Here is a 16,476-nt window from a genome sequence, read left to right on the forward strand (position 1 = left end):
GCCATCCAACTCAACCCCAATTATGCTGATGCTTACAACAATCTGGGCATTGCACTGGGTAACCAGAAGAAACTAGATGAAGCTGTAGTTGCCTTCCAAAAAGCCATCCAACTTAACCCCAATTATGGTCTTGCTTACAACAATCTGGGGGTGGCCCTGAGTCAGCAGAAGAAACTAGATCAAGCTGTAGTTGCCTTCCAAAAAGCTTTGAGTTTACCAGATGATACATCTGGAACTCTCACAACCGCCCACACCTTAGCTCACAACGGTTTAGGTTTAGTTTTGCAGTACCAAGGGAAGCTAAAAGAGGCTATTGAGGAGTTTAAAAAGTCTATTGCCATAGACCCAAATTATGTATTTTCCCAAAACAATCTCCAAGAAGCAAGACGGCTATTAGGATTAAGGGAAAATCCCTCCTTACCCGTGATAGGCGATCGCAAATGGTTACCAAGTTCCCAAAATGAACCATTAGTTGGTGTATTGCGGTCTGTAGTGCGGATAATTGCCGAAATTCCCACCGGCAGTAATATTGGTGCTGGCTGGGTAGTCAAACGTGAAGGTGACACAGCTTGGATTCTTACCAATCGTCATGTAGTCACAGACCCCGAACGCACAGGACGCATTAGCGAAAAAATCGCCTTGGAATTTTTCAGCGAACCTCCCCCCGGTCAATATCCACCCCGCTACACCGCCAAAATTCTGCAAATTACCCCAGCCAATGACCCCCTAGATTTAGCCTTACTAAAAGTTACAGGAATTCCCGAAGATATTCAGCCCTTACCAATGTATCCAGGCAAAGTTGGTCGCACCACCCCAGTTACTATCATTGGTCATCCCAGTAATGGCGGCAACTGGTCTGCTGTCTCTGGAGAAATTAGCAACGTTCTTTCTCAAGAAAATAAACTTCAAATCACAGCCACCCTTGCCCAAGGCAATTCTGGGGGGCCAGTCATTGATAAAGATAAAAAGCAAGTTATTGGACTAATGGTGCAGATTTCCGACCCCAGACAACAGCGAGAAGATGCCGCTAAATCAACTCAATCCTCACCCCCAGCCACAGCCGGCTTTGGTTTTGCTTATCCCATGGATGTAGTCATCGAAAAACTTCGCACTTGGGGAGTTACCACACCATGAAATACCTCACCCTGGTTGTGCTACGCAAAACCTGTCCCTCTCCTTCCCAAGGAGAGGGATGTCCGTCAGGACAGGGTGAGGTCTGCACCTAGTTTATTTATCTGTAAATTATGAAATCTCAACTTTTACTCACCACCCTATTCCTTTTTAGCCTGAGCAACATTCCCACCCAAGCCTGTTCCTCTGGCAACCCCCAATCAACCGCCTATATCCGCCGGGATAACAACCGCTGCGAAGGCATTCAACCAACAGAGGTTTTTCGTGGTTTTCGCCTAATTTCCTTTGCTACTCGTGGCATTAGCAGTTATCCTAACCTCCTCAACCTGCTAATTCCCAGCCTTGGCAATAGTACCCCAGAAGTAAAACTACAATCCCTAGACAAAAATTATGTTTTAGATGAATTACTATTATTAAAAAATCAGTCGCGCTTCAGCTTTTCCTTAAAACCCGATATTTTAAACAAAGCTAAGGTTGCACCCAATACTCTCCGCGCTTTAGCTTCTGTTAACTCGATTTATTTACCCGTCACCATTGGGCAACCTTCTGGACAGTATGAATTTGTTTTTTTCACTTCCAGTCGGGCTAAATTCCCTACCTTTGAAATCCTCCGCAACAACAAAGTTGTTTACAAAAGTCCTCGGAATAATGCCCAAAGTGGTGAAGTAGTTTTTACCTGGGATGGACGCAACGCCCCCGCCGGTCGTTATGAAGTTCATTATATTGCCGAACAAGAACAAATTGGTGGACGCCCTGAGAAATATGATCGGCGTTTTTTCTTTGAACATAACCCCAATTGGCTGAAATAAATTATGGCACGCAGGCGAAAATATAGCTGGTTACAGCGAAGAATTAGAAATTGTCAGCCCGCCTTAGCAAAAATCTATTATGTTATCCTAATAATTGGGCGTTTTGTAAATTACATTTACAATTATGCAATCCAGTTAATCAAGTATTTAGCTGGCAAAAAGTTATTGATATTTGTGCTCTTGTTATCATTAGCTGTTGTGTTTATCAGCCTTGCTGCCATACTTCCTGGTACTCATATATTTGAAGGTAATCTCATAGTCGAAGAAATGAGTTTTACCTACAATGGACAGCGACCAAAACTTTTTCTTTCTTCTATTCGCCATCTCAGTAACTTAGAGACCAGCGGGATGGAAAGCGTAAATTTTACAGGTAAATTTCAAAGTGCATCTTTGCCGCAAATCAACCAATTAAAAACACTTAATATTCAACTAATAGATAGCAAAAGTAAATTAATTATTGCTCCAATTAATCCTAGATTAACCAGTGAAATAGACCTAACTGAAATGCGTCTACAGCCAAATACTAGAATCACTGGATTAAACTATGATTTTTATAACAAAAGACTCGCATTTGGGCTAGAAAATCAATCTATTGCAAATACAATAAATAAACCAAATATTTTACAATTATATTTAGGCGACCAACCACTCAAAGTTAGTTTAGAACGTTACAGCTTACCAGATATAAATTTAGTAAATAATTTAGATACACCACTAGAATTTATTTTAATTCCTGAAAATAGAGAAGTTCAATTAGAATTGAGTAAAAATCATAGTATTTATCTGGCTACCTCTCAAATTTCTAAAACGAATTTACAGCAATGGTTTCGCGCCAAAATAGCCACGAAAGATGTACAGTTTCAGCGTTTAGATAGAAGTGGTGATATTAGAGATGATTTGGCTACTTCCACCATTAGGGAAGGCAAAGTTCGCATGGTGGAGCAAGAACGTGAAATTAAAGATAATCAGTTTCTGATGGGAGAAAACCCTGATATTCCCTTAAATATAGAATTAATCCGTAATCTGCAAATTGTTCCTGAAAAGGGTTTAGAGGTTCGCTTTGCCGGTAGAACTAAAAATATTAAAATTGGTCTTGATAAAGATTTCCCGGTTTCCAGTATTCAAGGAAGTTGGTTAGATGGCATTTTACCCCGCGATGCAATTATTGCTTTGTTCTCTTTTGGCGCTGCGACAATTACCTATCTGTTATCTTTTGTAATTGATAACGCCTCAAAATCGAACTCAAAACCTTGAAATGTTAATCTAAAAACCAATTCTTGTAAAACAAATTGGACGAGCATCTTCCCGTCCCACAAGAGTTTCATTTAAATGCGGTGTACCAACTACAGATTTTTTAGATGTTCACTCAAATACTACAGTCCTGTTTCCATAGACTAACACGCGATTTTGTAGATGCGATCGCACCGCCCTAGCTAACACCACTCTTTCCAAATCTTTGCCTTTTCTCACCAAATCATCCACTTCATCACGATGACTTACCCGCACCACATCCTGCTCAATAATCGGCCCCGCATCTAAATCAGCAGTAGCATAATGAGCCGTCGCCCCAATAATTTTTACACCCCGTTCAAAAGCTCGGTGGTAGGGATTTGCACCGACAAAAGCTGGTAAAAATGAGTGATGAATATTGATAATTTGCGGAAATTGGTTAATAAAATCTGCACTGACAATTTGCATATATTTTGCCAAAACAACTAAATCAATTTTGTATTGACGCAGTAATTCTATTTGTTTTGCTTCTTGTTCTTGTTTATTATCCTTAGTAATAGGAATATATTGAAAATCAATTCCAAATTGGTCTGCTACCACCTTTAAATCAGGATGATTGCTAATAATTAAGGGAATTTCAGCAGCAAACTCCTTAGCCCGTTGTCGCCAAATCAAATCAAATAGACAATGGTCTTGCCGACTAACCCAAATAGCAATGCGGGGCACAGTATCAGAAAAATGTAGTTCCCACTTAGCGCCTAAAGGTTGACCAATAGAATTAAACGCTGGATTAATCAAATCTCTGGGCAAATTAAACCCATCTAACTGCCATTCTATCCGGGTGAGAAATAACCCAGCGGCAAAATCTGTATGCTGATCTGCATGGATGATATTACCACCATTAGAATAGATGAAGTTGGCAATTTTAGCCACTAATCCCCGTTGATCTGGACAGGAAATTAGCAATGTTGCTTTGGGATTTGTCATGGGAATAGTGAAATAATTAATAATTACTTATTTGCTGGTTGTCGGCGTTGGTTGAGGAGTGCTGGGTGCATTAATAATATTTTCTGGCTGTTTCCACTCTGATAGTTCCCGATTGACTGCATTACCAAAATCTGGAGAAACCAACAGCAAATTGATATTTCCATTGGAGTTAGTACCAGGGTCAACTTGGGCATACAAAAAACCCTTGTTATAATCAGGTTTACCCAAAATTAACTGATGACTTTGCTGATTTTTGAGTTTGATGTTGATAGTTGCCTGGGGTTGATCTAACCCGAATTCTCCCAGTTGGTTAGCTGGAGTTGATAAAGTGCTATTGTTTTCAGCTTTGACCAACAAATTCAGTAAATAAGAAACAATAGGATCATTCCCTGGTGCTGATATCGGAGATTTAATCAACCACTTGGGATTATCAGATTGACCGTTGCGTTCTAGATTCAAGGTGATATTTTGAGTCTTGACTGCCAAAGATTGGACATCGTCGGCGGTAAAAGCAAAAATTTGCTGCTTTTTATTCTGAATTCCTGCTTGCTGAGTCGCACCTTGAATTTCATGGAAGTAAACAAACCCACCTAAGCCCAGGGCTAGCAGTATCAAAATTAAAGTTGTTTTTGGCAATTTCATTTTTTGTCAGTTATCAACAGCTAATAATTAACGTCGTCGCCACCAAATAATAGCTGCGGTGACTAAACCAATTAGGGGTAAAACCAACAGAGAAGACAAGATTAAAAAATTGCCTTGGTTGATTGACAGGGTAATGCGACGGTTTTTTGGTTCTTTAGGGCGAATCGAAAGAGGTTGTTGATCTTGCTGACTCAGCCAAGTAACGGAGTTGAGGAATACATCTCCATTTAGTTGCTGCTGAAATAAGCCATCGGTAGCAAAATCCGAATTTCCTAACACTACTAATCTTGATTCGGTGGGAGTGGGTGCAGATTTGCCTTCGCGCGGTAGGGTTTCGCCTTGAGTTGTTGGCGATGCTATTGGTGTAGGGCTAGCTGGGGTTTGGGCTGTTGGCGTCGGACTAGCTGGGGTTTGGGCTGTTGGCGATGCTGTTGGCGTCGGACTAGCTGGGGTTTGGGCTGTTGGCGATGCTGTTGGCGTCGGGCTAGCTTGACTTTGAGGTGTTGGCGATATTGTTGGTGTCGGACTAGCTTGACTTTGGGCTGTTGGCGATATTGTTGGCGTAGGGCTAGGACGAGTTGGTGATGCTGTTGGCGTCGGACTAGATTTGGCTATTAGTTTTTTCTTAAACGCCATACCCAAGGTCAGAGGCCCTTTGAGGTCTTTACCCTCATTAAACTCTAACTTTTCGCTTTTTTGGTCGCTTTCTGCCCAGCTGTTGGGATAAGGTTTGGTTCGCAGTAGGGGAGTTGACTCAACATCAGCAACTGGGGTAATTTCTAGATGTCTGGCAACGGGATAAAAAGAAATGCCATTACCAAAATCTTTGGTGATGGGATGTTGTCCATATTCTGTCACTAAGGGAGCAGCCGGGCCAAGTCCTAGACTTTCCCCAGAGATATCAACAGCCAAACGATTATCTAGTATTACACCCCACTCTTTTAGCAGGCTATCAATTTTAGGGTCGGTATTGGGATCGATCATCAGCAGTAAATTACCGCCACGATTGAGATAGTCTTGCAAGGCTTTAACTTCGCCCTCAAATAGCGATCGCTTGGGGCCAGCTACTATCAATACAGTGGCATCTTCAGGAATTTTGGCATTGTCTGCTAAATTCAGCGCTGATGTTGTGAAGTTTTTGTCAGCTAATGCCTGACTCGCCTGTGAAATTGCCCCCTTGCCGGCTGATAATTGGTGTTCGCCGTGACCTTGGAGAAAGTAAACTTTAGCTGTACTTGAACTAATGATTTGTTGCAGACGATTAGTTAACCTAATTTCTGTGAGACGTACATTGTCATTTACGACATCTACTAATTGCCGTTTATCTCCATATTCTAAGTAAACTTCACCAGGTTCTTTGACGCCAAATTTTTCTGCTAGTCCTGGTTTGGCTTGGGGATTGATGTACTCAAATGTAAACTTTGAACTTTGGCGCTGATAGTTTTCTAGTAATTCTCGGTCTTGGGGATTTTGATTCACATCAAATATCCACGCTTTAACTGACTGAGGTAAAGTACTTACCAATTCCCGTGATTGGGGGGCAAGGGTAAACAACTGGGTTTCTGTTAAATCTGTTCGCAGGTGGTAGCGAATACCTAAAAAGTTAATTAATCCCAAAATCACTAAGACGGCGAAAGTTGCTATCAGGGCATTAGTACTAGCTTGAGTAGAACGACGTCCCCACCATTTACTCTGCTGGGCTTGCCAGATTACCCACAACCCACAGATGACAATGCCCGTAATCAAAAATGCTAAGGGGATTCGTCCCCAAGTTTCCGAGATTAATGCAGATGTTAAGCCGACAGCAACGAAGAAGGGCCCCAGCCAAAATAGAAATTTCCAAAGTTGCTTTTTTGCGAAATTAGTCATTGGTCATTAGTCATTGGTCATTGGTCGTTGGTCATTGGTCATTAGTCATTGGTCATTGGTCGTTGGTCATTGGTGAGCCAGTGCGGTCTTGGGGGTTTCCCCCATGAGCAACTGGCGAACCCGAAGGGTCATTGGTCAATTGTCTTTGCTAATGACTATTAACTAATGACTAATTACGTTGAAAGCGCAGTGCATCTATTGATTGGGCTGTGAGAAAGATGCCCAAAAGAATGTAACTGGCAAATAAAATCAAAGTGCTGGTATCGAAAATCCCTTGAACTAAGGTGTTGTAATGTTTGAGTAACGATAAATGACTCAAGGCTTCACCTACGGGGCCGGGGATAGTTTTGGCGATTAAATCAACGAATAACAGTAATAAAATTACTGCAAATGTGAGGACAGCCGACAAAATTGTGCTGTCTGTTAATGAGGAAATAAACATTCCCAAGGATAATATTGCCGCTGCTAGCAAGATTAATCCCAAATGACCCAGTAGGGGAATTGTGAGCGACATTGGTGGATTTGAGCCGCTGATAGCGATCGCTTCTAGGGCTAGCATGGGCAAAACCATTGTGATAAAAAACGTTAACACCCCTAATAACTTACCTACCGCTACTGCCCAATTGGTGATTGGTGACGTGGCTAAAAGTTCTAAAGTGCCCCGTTTGCGTTCTTCGGCGTAAAGTCCCATGGAAAGAATCGGCAGCACAAACAACAACAGCCACCCCATGCGGTCTAAAAATGCCCGGACAAATTCGTAAGGCACATCTATGGGCGGTATTGGTATTCCTAATTGTTGCCCTTGTAAATCTATGCCGGCGACTGCTGGCAAAATTCCATCTGGGCCTAGCAAAATCATGACTAAGAATAACCCAGAGATGAACCAAAACACCCCGGCGATCGCATAAGCCAATGGTGAGACAAAATAACTCTGTAACTCTCGGCGATAAATGGCAATAATATTACCCAGTACTATACCCATTTATGGGGCATCTCCTTCTGTGGCTGGTGCTGAGTCTACTTCAGTCTGCAAGTTTTTTTCTTCTGTGGTCAGTTGTAAAAACACATCTTCCAGAGTAGCGCTGACTCGCCGCATTTCATTTAAACTAAATCCTGCACGCATTAAGGCTGTAGCAATATCCCGTCCTGGTTCTTTTCCTGGTTGCGATATTACCCGCAGATAGGCGCGGTTATCCTGGGGGGGATTTTGTGTTCCCGCTGTCGGCATTGATTCTACCAGACTCACACCAGAGATATTTTGCAATACCTGTTTGGCTAGGGCTGCTTCTCCCACGATCTCTAACTCATATCCTCCACCTGCTGACAACTGGGCCATCAGGTTTTCTGGGCTATTAGTCGCTACTATTTGACCACGATTAATAATGGCAACGCGGCTGCAAGTCATGCTCACTTCTGGCAGAATGTGGGTAGACAGAATAATGGTGTGCGTCCCGGCGAGGCTTTTAATTAAATTTCGCACTTCAATGATTTGCCGGGGATCAAGTCCAACGGTAGGTTCATCTAAAATGATCGCTGGTGGATCATGGACGATAGCTTGGGCAATGCCAACTCTTTGACGATATCCTTTAGAAAGTTTGCGAATAATTACCCGGCGCAAGTCTAGTAAATTGCAGCGTTCCATTGCTGCTTTGACCTTGTTGGGGCGATCGCCTGCCGGTACTCCCTTAATCCGGGCGACAAAGTCCAAAAATCCCTCAACTGTCATTTCGGGGTATAACGGCGGTGTTTCCGGTAAATAGCCAATCCGCTGGCGCACAGAGAGGGAATTGTCATGGACATCATAACCAGCAATTCGGGCTGTACCGCTAGACGCTGGTAAATAACCGGCTAAAATTCGCATGGTTGTAGTTTTGCCGGCGCCATTCGGCCCCAAAAACCCCAAAATTTCCCCTTGTTCAACCCTAAAAGTGACATCATTTATCGCTGGGGTAGAACCGTATATTTTACTTAAATGTTCAACTTCAATCATAGAATTAACATAAAATCAATACTTTTAGCCTTTGCCTAATCAAGAGTACTGGCTAAATACTCAGTTTATTATATGTACCTGCTTTGAGATGGCAAACGATAATTTATCCATCCAGTAAAACTGATGTATCTAAAAAATATTATGCTTCAATAATTTTACTGTAGATAATTTTTACAGATATTTATATTTTTAACTGAGTGCAGAAACGATTAATACAATTAAAAACTAAAAATTTAAAGTTTAAAAATATGCTTAAAACTGAAATTAGAGATACATTTTAACATAGCCTAACTTTTATTTAAAGTGATATTAATTTAAACCGTTGCCAATCTTCAGTTGATAATTTGTTTAGCCTGTAGAAAGTCTCTACACGTGTAAAGTACTGACCCCAAGCCACAAGAATTCTATAATCATCGCCCAACCAAAAAACTATGCAATATCCTGTAAAATTTTTCACTGTAGAAGAATATATCGAATTAGAAAAATCTAGTCAAATTCGACATGAATATCTTAGGGGTCAAATTTTTGCCCTGTCTGAAGATAGCAAAGAACACAATATAATAGCTGATAATATTTACTCACGGTTACGTTCTCACTTGCGGGGTAGTTCCTGTAACACCTTTATGTCAGAGATGAAAGTGAAGATAAAATCAGCCATTGAGAATAAACCCACATTTTACTATCCTGATGTCATAGTCTCTTGTGATCCCCAAGACCAAGACCGCTATTTCTTAAATTATCCCTGCTTAATTATAGAAGTGCTATCACCAAATACAGAAATAACAAAGAGACGAGAGAAACTTGTCAATTATCTGACCTTAGAAAAATTGCGAGAGTATGTATTAATTTGTCCAGATGAAATAAAAATAGAAATTTATCGTCAAGATGCTCAAGGAAATTGGACAATACAAATATTAGGTAAAGATGCTCAATTAAACTTATATTCAGTTGGTTTAACTCTAAAAATGGCAGATATATATGAAGATGTTCTAATTGTTGATTGAAGTTCCAGTTTACACCAAAACAACCTTAGATACCAAAGCCGATATTTTGGATGATGGTACTATCTATGGATGGTGAAGAATTATCAAATTTGTATAATATATGTCTAAGTACTAGCCTCGACAGTGAGGGGTGGCGTGGATATATTTTCTACTAAAAAGATACTACTGGGAAAAAATCGGTTACAAGTATGTTAAACAATTAACTCTCAAGAATCAATGGTGAACTCTACCCTCGTTGCCACACTCTATGTCAATCCTGCGACAGGGAATGATACCAATGCTGGTTCCCGGTTGAGTCCCTTTAGAAGCCTTAGCCGTGCCCTCAAAGCTGCCAAATCACCAGGAATTATTCAGTTGGCATCGGGAACTTACAGCGCTACCAGTGGTGAGGTTTTTCCCATAGTCATTCCTACGGGATTGCTGGTGGTGGGTAACGAAGCAAACAAAGGTCAGGGGATTGTGATTTCCGGGAGTGGCGAGTATCAAAGCCCTAGTTTTGGGGTGCAAAATATCACACTACTGCTGCTAGGTGATGCCAGCCTCTTAGGTGTAACTGTCACGAATCCCACACCCAAAGGCACTGGTATCTGGATTGAATCGACAGCACCCACCTTGGCTAACAATACCTTGAGCAACTGTGGAAGAGAAGGGATATTTACGACCGGCACAGCCAAACCTGCCATTGTAGATAATCTGTTTCAGCAAAATCTTGCCAGTGGGTTATTTATGGCACGTAATAGCAAAGGGGAAGTGCTGCGGAACATTTTTCAAAATAACCCTTTAGGCATTGCAATTAGCGATTTTGCGGCTCCTTTGGTAGCAAATAACAAACTATCAGCCAACCGGACGGCGATCGCACTATCCCGCGATGCTAGACCCGTATTAAGGCGAAATGTGATTGCCAAAAATACCCAAGGTGGTTTGTTAGTGAATGGGAATGCAGTTCCTGACTTAGGTAACGCCCAAGATCCTGCTGACAACATTTTTCGTGACCAGGGAGAATTTGATTTACAAAATTTATCATCACAAAAGCTGATTTCTGTAGGTAATCAGTTGAATCCTACCCAGGTTAAGGGTTTGGTAGAATTTATCGCCGCTACCGCAGACACATCCAGTCAAGTAGCAGTCAGTTCTGGCTTTTCTGATTTAGATGGACATTGGGCGGCGGCTTTTGTATCAGCCTTGGCGAACAAAGGCTTAATTAGTGGCTTTGGAGATGGCACTTTTCAGCCAGAAACGCCAATTACCCGTGCCCAATATGCTGCTTTGATTACTAAAACTTTTCAGTTGCCTGCCAGTAATCAACTCAGCAGATTTACGGATATTAAACCAGACTTTTGGGCAGCTTCAGCGATATTGAGTGCGGCCGATCTGGGCTTTGTCAGTGGTTTCCCCGATGGAACTTATCGACCAGGACAAAATTTGACTAAGGCTCAGGCCCTAGTATCAATTGTCAATGGGTTAAAATACAGCGGCGGCAATCCGAACGTATTAAGTGTTTACACTGACCGTGCCCAAATTCCCAGTTATGCCACCAATGCGATCGCCGTTGCCACCCAAAAACTGCTAGTAGTGAACTACCCGCGAATAGACCAACTAGAACCAATGGAAGAAATCACCCGCGCAGAGGTAGCCGCATTAATTTATCAGGCATTAGTTGCGGGTGGTAAAGAAAGCGCCATAAATTCCCCCTACATTGTCAGTCCTGAAGCTGATATCCCCTCCTTTAGCGACCTAGTGGGACATTGGGCCGAAGCCTTTATCCGCGGCTTAGTGAGTATGGAATTAACTCAAGGGTTTGCTGATGGGACTTACCAACCAGATAAACCCATGACACGGGCCCAATACACAGCTTTAGTAACGGCTGCCTTTAACCCTGCGCCCAAACGACCAGCAACAGAATTTACCGACGTACCCAAAGATTTTTGGGCTGCTATTGCCATCCAGATTGCAGCTAGCGGTGGATTTGTGAGCGGATTTAGCGATCGCACCTTCCGCCCCCATCAAAACGTGCAAAGGCTACAGGTAATAGTTTCCTTAGTCAACGGATTAGGACTATCTGCCACTGATGACCAAGCCTTACTTGCCTATAGCGATCGCCATACTATTCCCGAATATGCCCGGTCAGCCATAGCCACTGCCACAAAACAAAAAATTATTGTTAATTATCCAGACCTCAAGCTGCTAGAGCCAACGCGGGAGGCTACACGGGCTGAAGTTGCGGCAATGGTTTATCAGGCATTAGTTGCGATCGGGCGCATCAAAGCTATAAATTCGCCCTACATAGTGGTGTTGCATATTACCAATTGACAAGTAGAATGAAAAACACTGCCTATCAACTTAGAAACTCGTGAGAAAACTCATGTAGCCAAAAGAACGCTAGGCTATATGCGATGGGTCGAAAATTTATACCTATTGCCTGGAACTAACAGCCCTATGTTAACAACAGCCCCAAACACCTCTGCCGACTTAGCAGCAACCTTATTAGCTCACTATAGTTTTGACCTCAATGGTTATAGCCCCAGTGAGTTAATTGACAAATGGCGAGTAGAACACCCAATCGATTGGCTACATTTAGCAGTAATTGAGGCGTTGTATCTAGGTCGTTACAAAGCAGTATCAGTACAACAACTCTTAAACTTTTGGCAGCGACGAGGACAGGTAATCTACCATTTCAACATGGAATTTGAACGCCTGATTTGCAGCAAATTCCCCGAAACCTTAACCGCAACGGCGGCACCAGTCCTATCGCCTGGGCAAAAACACACGACCATTGAGCAGCTGACAAATTCTCACTTATCACCTGCTAAGGTTGAGAATAGTTACCGACAAAGCAAGACTACACCCCAACAGCTAGCGAGTAGCAAAGAAGTGGGGAAGGGGGGAAGTCGGGACGGGGGCAACGTCTTAACATCTCCCTCTTTTAAGGTGGCCCCAGAACCAGCACCCCGGCAACTGGCTGCTGCTGTTAGCCAAAAGGTGGTTGTCCAAGAGAGACTGCCCCTAAAAACCCCATCACCAATGCCAACACAACTACTAGAACAGTTGCCAACAAAGGCGAATAATCCGCCCATTGGACAATTTACCCCCCAAATGAGCGATCGCCTCCCCCAGAAACTACCAGAACAGTTGCCAACAAAGGCGAATAATCCGCCCATTGGACAATTTACCCCCCAAATGAGCGAACGCCTCCCCCAGAAACTACTAGAAGCCTTGCCAGCAAAACCTAATAATTCGCCCATTGGACAATTTACCCCCCAAATGAGCGAACGCCTCCCCCAGAAACTACTAGGAGCCTTGCCAGCAAAACCTAATAATTCGCCCATTGGACAATTTACCCCCCAAATGAGCGTAGAACCCTTGCCAACAACGCCTAATAATCCGCCAATTGGGCAATTTACCCCTCAAAAAAGCGATCGCACTGAGTCATTTACATCCAAACTTAAAGCAATGTCTATTGAAAGTGCTGAGTAAAAATCCCCTGGCTGTTCGCCAAGGGATTGTCAAAGTACTGGAATTATGCTTAGTTTAATAGTTGTTAGCCAATTAGTAATCAACACTCAGCACTAATTCAAACGTTCAACAATGGCTCTTAAACCTTTACTATTGAATATTTTGAGCATTCCCGTGGCGTTAGATTGACTGCTAAAAACACCTGCTTGCATAACTTTGCGACCTTGCCGAACAGTAGAAAAAGCACCAGGAGCAAGCGATCGCACCAATTGCCTATCCTTATCAGTTGCAACTTGCACCACCACACGATAACGGGCATTCACCAAAGAATCTCCACCATAGGCCCCAGTGACAAAACTTTTGCCTACTGGCAATGATTGCCCTTGATTTATCGCCCTACTAGATGATGGTGCCGGAGGTGCAGCAAACTCGATAGTATTGGTCTCAATTTGGACATAATTCAATTGCGGCATACCCGGCTGCAATGTTGGTAAGCGGCTGGGAGTCGGAGATTCAGCAACACTACTATTAGGCAGCTCAGTGTCAGAGGCAGAAACTCGGATATTGGCTGGCAATAGTGGCAACTGATTTTTCAATGGTCGAGAGCTATTCCCAGAAACGGGTTTAGTCGGTGTAATTCTATTGCTGGGCAATGGTGCCGTGTACTTAGGGGAAATTTGAGGAACTGTAGGAGCAGAGAAAACGATTTCTCCAGTAGTGGGTACCTCCTGCAAGCTACCATTAGGCAAAGGTTCAGTGGGAGAATTTTGGCCTATAGAAGCTGTTACCCCGTTAATATCTACCCTACCAGCAATGCGATTGTTAGCCAGGTTATTGCCAGGGGCAGAAATTAGCTGCTTGGCAGCACTGGCATTAACGTCATAGCGGCCATTATTCCGAAATTCATTACCTCCTGGTTCCGAGGCACTACCCAAATCTGGTATTGCTTGGGCAATGACTACCAAACCATCTTCTTTACTGCCTTGAATTAAATTATTCCGCAAAATTGGGCGGGCATTAGCTTGCACTATCACACCCGATCTATTGTTCTGAATTTGATTACCCACCACCATGGGATGAGCATTTTGGGCGACATTGATGCCAAAGCCAGTTTGTTGAAAGATATTTTCCCGCACTTGGGGCTGGGAATAACCGCTAACTGTCAACCCATTAGCGCCATTGCGATAAAAATAATTTTTGCTAATAGTGGGGGCAGCGTTACCAGTAACAGAAATTCCATCCTGAGTGTTCTCAGTAAAAGTATTTTCCTGAATTATGGGATTGCTGGATTCAATCCATAAACCGTAACCACGGGGGTTAGTGTTGGTGACACTCACCCCACTTAACCCCGCTTGGTTGGCGCCAACAATGGTGACATTTTGACCACCAAAGCTGCGGCTCAGGTATCCACCACCGCCGACGATCTTAATATTCCTGCCTTTGTTGCCTGTGTCCCCTTGAATAGAAACACCCTGTTTGAGAATTAAGGGAAATACCTCACCTGTCTCAGCGCTGTATGTCCCAGAAGAGAGCATAATTACAGTATTTGGCTGGGCTACTTGCAAGGCTTGAGTAATCGTCTTCCAAGGAGCGCGTTCACCACCATTGCCTGCTTTGTCATCTCCGATACTTGGGTTGACAAACAGAACGTTAACCTGAGAGATTGTTTTTTCACCATGAGGCGTTTGTTCTGATGCTGTGGGAATCTGAGCAAAGCCTTGGCCCAAGCTTGTGCCCAAGAGTGCCATACTGGCTACTCCCAGACCAAAGCTAAAACGCAATACTATGGCTAATTCTCGCAGAATCTGCTTGGCCATCCGGTACTGAAGCAACTTGAGAGGGAGCATCAATTTAATCCAACTCCTAAGAAAGTACAATAAATTCTTATACTCTGACGATGGGAGTATGTCGATAATGTTACCCACATATTGACATATTGCCCAATCGGCTATTTTGAAGGGTTCATGAGTGTGGTGTTTGTGGATATGTTCAAGATAGGGATATTGCTGCTGCCGAAGTAATGCTTTATTGGGCAAAAGGTATTCTACCGGGGTTAGGAACTAACCTCGTAGACGCTGATGTCACTAGCTCTACCGCATACACCAGTGAGCGTAAGCAAACTGTTAGTATGAGGCAACTAGGGCAAAGGAAGCGTCAAAAATCCAATCCTACTGGGGTGGTTGTAGAAACCCATCCCTCAACGAAGTAGGGGTGGGTAGTTCATTACAATTTATTTAATAAATCTGCAACCGTACCAAAGATATGAAAAAACCAATGGGGTTATTCTAATGGTCGAAGCCCCAAGCCAAAGACAACAAATGCAGCAAGTTGTGTACCGGATTTTAGACGCCAATTTAGATCGCGCTCGTGAGGGCTTGCGAATTATTGAAGAATGGTGTCGCTTTGGATTGAATAACGCCCAGTTGGCTGGGGAATGTAAGCACCTGCGGCAAGAGGTGGGTAACTGGCATACGGCTGAACTCAGGACGGCACGAGATACCCCTGGTGATCTGGGGACTGATTTAACCCATCCCCAGGAAGAATTACGCACTAGTATTGAATCATTGTTGCAAGCTAACTTTTGCCGTGTCCAAGAAGCAATGCGGGTGCTGGAAGAATACGGCAAGCTTTACCATCCAAATATGGGGGCAGCTTTTAAGCAGATGCGCTATCGGGTGTATACCCTAGAAAGTAACTTAATGGGTTATCAGCGCCATCAACTGCTGTGGCGATCGCACTTATATCTTGTAACTTCCCCCGTAGATACTTTATTTCCTACGGTGGAAGCGGCGCTCAAAGGTGGTTTAACCCTGCTACAGTATCGCGAAAAAACTGCTGATGATGTTTTGCGTTTAGAACGAGGAATCAAACTGCGGCAGCTATGCCACACTTACGGCGCTCTATTTATCATCAATGACCGAGTGGATTTGGCTTTAGCATTAGATGCCGATGGGGTACATTTGGGACAGCAGGATCTACCGATTGCGGTGGCTCGGCAATTACTCGGAACCCAGCGATTGATCGGACGTTCTACCACAAATCCCGAAGAAATGCGAGGAGCAATTGCCGAAGGTGCAGATTATATCGGCGTGGGCCCAGTTTATGAAACGCCGACGAAAGCAGGTAAGGCAGCGGCAGGCTTAGAATATGTGAGATATGCAGCCAAAAACTGTACTATTCCCTGGTTTACCATTGGGGGAATAGATGCGAATAATATTAATGATGTGATTGATGCCGGTGCAGAACGGGTGGCTGTGGTGCGATCGCTGATGCAAGCGGAACAACCTACCTTGGTGACACAGTATTTTCTCTCCCAACTAAATCGAGTGAAACTCAAACCGGAATCTAGCAACAATTAAAA

Annotated in this window: 14 protein-coding genes; 8 read left to right on the forward strand and 6 right to left on the reverse strand. The window is 43.3% G+C overall.

Features of this window, described 5'->3' with window-relative positions; translation table 11 throughout:
- The 3 genes from H6G32_RS19150 to H6G32_RS19160 all read left to right on the forward strand — a co-directional run.
- Nucleotides 1-1,134 (forward strand): tetratricopeptide repeat protein (locus tag H6G32_RS19150; RefSeq protein ID WP_190461095.1); only part of this gene is annotated, 1,134 nt, incomplete at its 5' end.
- 110 nt (nucleotides 1,135-1,244) lie between these two features.
- Complete coding sequence (locus H6G32_RS19155) at nucleotides 1,245-1,940, forward strand: hypothetical protein (protein WP_190461097.1); 696 nt, start codon at nucleotides 1,245-1,247, stop codon at nucleotides 1,938-1,940.
- A gap of 3 nt (nucleotides 1,941-1,943) precedes the next feature.
- Nucleotides 1,944-3,194, forward strand: a complete 1,251-nt coding sequence (locus H6G32_RS19160) for a hypothetical protein (RefSeq protein ID WP_190461098.1) — start codon at nucleotides 1,944-1,946, stop codon at nucleotides 3,192-3,194.
- Between the two features lie 108 nt (nucleotides 3,195-3,302).
- Here H6G32_RS19160 and purU read toward each other — a convergent pair whose 3' ends face one another.
- From purU to H6G32_RS19185, 5 genes are all read right to left on the reverse strand, one after another.
- Nucleotides 3,303-4,157, reverse strand: a complete 855-nt coding sequence (gene purU / locus H6G32_RS19165) for a formyltetrahydrofolate deformylase (RefSeq protein WP_190461101.1) — start codon at nucleotides 4,155-4,157, stop codon at nucleotides 3,303-3,305.
- 27 nt (nucleotides 4,158-4,184) lie between these two features.
- Complete coding sequence (locus H6G32_RS19170; protein ID WP_190461103.1) at nucleotides 4,185-4,799, reverse strand: DUF4340 domain-containing protein; 615 nt, start codon at nucleotides 4,797-4,799, stop codon at nucleotides 4,185-4,187.
- A 27-nt stretch (nucleotides 4,800-4,826) separates the two neighbouring features.
- On the reverse strand, nucleotides 4,827-6,668 hold the full coding sequence (locus H6G32_RS19175) for a GldG family protein (RefSeq protein ID WP_190461105.1): 1,842 nt from the start codon (nucleotides 6,666-6,668) through the stop codon (nucleotides 4,827-4,829).
- 169 nt (nucleotides 6,669-6,837) lie between these two features.
- Nucleotides 6,838-7,650 carry an ABC transporter permease gene (locus H6G32_RS19180; protein WP_190461108.1) on the reverse strand — a complete coding sequence of 271 codons (813 nt, stop codon included), beginning with the start codon at nucleotides 7,648-7,650 and terminating at the stop codon, nucleotides 6,838-6,840.
- Nucleotides 7,651-8,658 (reverse strand): ABC transporter ATP-binding protein, encoded by a 1,008-nt coding sequence (locus H6G32_RS19185; protein WP_190461109.1) that lies wholly within the window; start codon nucleotides 8,656-8,658, stop codon nucleotides 7,651-7,653.
- Between the two features lie 431 nt (nucleotides 8,659-9,089).
- On the opposite strand from H6G32_RS19185, the gene H6G32_RS19190 reads away from it, so the two are divergent.
- The 3 genes from H6G32_RS19190 to H6G32_RS26840 all read left to right on the forward strand — a co-directional run bounded on the left by H6G32_RS19190 (nucleotide 9,090) and on the right by H6G32_RS26840 (nucleotide 13,136).
- Nucleotides 9,090-9,662 (forward strand): Uma2 family endonuclease, encoded by a 573-nt coding sequence (locus H6G32_RS19190; protein ID WP_190461111.1) that lies wholly within the window; start codon nucleotides 9,090-9,092, stop codon nucleotides 9,660-9,662.
- Nucleotides 9,663-9,878: 216 nt separating this feature from the next.
- Nucleotides 9,879-11,972, forward strand: a complete 2,094-nt coding sequence (locus tag H6G32_RS19195; RefSeq protein WP_190461113.1) for an S-layer homology domain-containing protein — start codon at nucleotides 9,879-9,881, stop codon at nucleotides 11,970-11,972.
- A gap of 126 nt (nucleotides 11,973-12,098) precedes the next feature.
- Entirely contained in the window at nucleotides 12,099-13,136 is a 1,038-nt protein-coding gene (locus tag H6G32_RS26840; RefSeq protein ID WP_242046657.1) for a hypothetical protein, read from the forward strand.
- Between the two features lie 92 nt (nucleotides 13,137-13,228).
- Here H6G32_RS26840 and H6G32_RS19205 read toward each other — a convergent pair whose 3' ends face one another.
- Nucleotides 13,229-14,932, reverse strand: a complete 1,704-nt coding sequence (locus tag H6G32_RS19205) for a DUF1565 domain-containing protein (RefSeq protein ID WP_242046652.1) — start codon at nucleotides 14,930-14,932, stop codon at nucleotides 13,229-13,231.
- A gap of 203 nt (nucleotides 14,933-15,135) precedes the next feature.
- Between H6G32_RS19205 and H6G32_RS19210 the strand changes: the two genes are divergently transcribed.
- Nucleotides 15,136-15,324, forward strand: coding sequence for a hypothetical protein (locus H6G32_RS19210; RefSeq protein WP_242046653.1), 189 nt, complete (start codon nucleotides 15,136-15,138; stop codon nucleotides 15,322-15,324).
- A 79-nt stretch (nucleotides 15,325-15,403) separates the two neighbouring features.
- Nucleotides 15,404-16,474 carry a thiamine phosphate synthase gene (locus H6G32_RS19215; RefSeq protein ID WP_190461117.1) on the forward strand — a complete coding sequence of 357 codons (1,071 nt, stop codon included), beginning with the start codon at nucleotides 15,404-15,406 and terminating at the stop codon, nucleotides 16,472-16,474.
- The last annotated feature ends 2 nt before the right edge of the window (nucleotides 16,475-16,476 follow it).

The organism is Cylindrospermum sp. FACHB-282, from assembly GCF_014697195.1.
GTDB lineage: Bacteria > Cyanobacteriota > Cyanobacteriia > Cyanobacteriales > Nostocaceae > Cylindrospermum.

Bases quoted from the DNA above. Each gene is read 5' to 3' on its own strand.
- H6G32_RS19155 (WP_190461097.1), top strand. From the start codon at position 1,245: ATGAAATCTCAACTTTTACTCACCACCCTATTCCTTTTTAGCCTGAGC.
- H6G32_RS19160 (WP_190461098.1), top strand. From the start codon at position 1,944: ATGGCACGCAGGCGAAAATATAGCTGGTTACAGCGAAGAATTAGAAAT.
- purU (WP_190461101.1), bottom strand. From the start codon at position 4,157: ATGACAAATCCCAAAGCAACATTGCTAATTTCCTGTCCAGATCAACGG.
- H6G32_RS19170 (WP_190461103.1), bottom strand. From the start codon at position 4,799: ATGAAATTGCCAAAAACAACTTTAATTTTGATACTGCTAGCCCTGGGC.
- H6G32_RS19175 (WP_190461105.1), bottom strand. From the start codon at position 6,668: ATGACTAATTTCGCAAAAAAGCAACTTTGGAAATTTCTATTTTGGCTG.
- H6G32_RS19180 (WP_190461108.1), bottom strand. From the start codon at position 7,650: ATGGGTATAGTACTGGGTAATATTATTGCCATTTATCGCCGAGAGTTA.
- H6G32_RS19185 (WP_190461109.1), bottom strand. From the start codon at position 8,658: ATGATTGAAGTTGAACATTTAAGTAAAATATACGGTTCTACCCCAGCG.
- H6G32_RS19190 (WP_190461111.1), top strand. From the start codon at position 9,090: ATGCAATATCCTGTAAAATTTTTCACTGTAGAAGAATATATCGAATTA.
- H6G32_RS19195 (WP_190461113.1), top strand. From the start codon at position 9,879: ATGGTGAACTCTACCCTCGTTGCCACACTCTATGTCAATCCTGCGACA.
- H6G32_RS26840 (WP_242046657.1), top strand. From the start codon at position 12,099: ATGTTAACAACAGCCCCAAACACCTCTGCCGACTTAGCAGCAACCTTA.
- H6G32_RS19205 (WP_242046652.1), bottom strand. From the start codon at position 14,932: ATGGCCAAGCAGATTCTGCGAGAATTAGCCATAGTATTGCGTTTTAGC.
- H6G32_RS19210 (WP_242046653.1), top strand. From the start codon at position 15,136: ATGCTTTATTGGGCAAAAGGTATTCTACCGGGGTTAGGAACTAACCTC.
- H6G32_RS19215 (WP_190461117.1), top strand. From the start codon at position 15,404: ATGGTCGAAGCCCCAAGCCAAAGACAACAAATGCAGCAAGTTGTGTAC.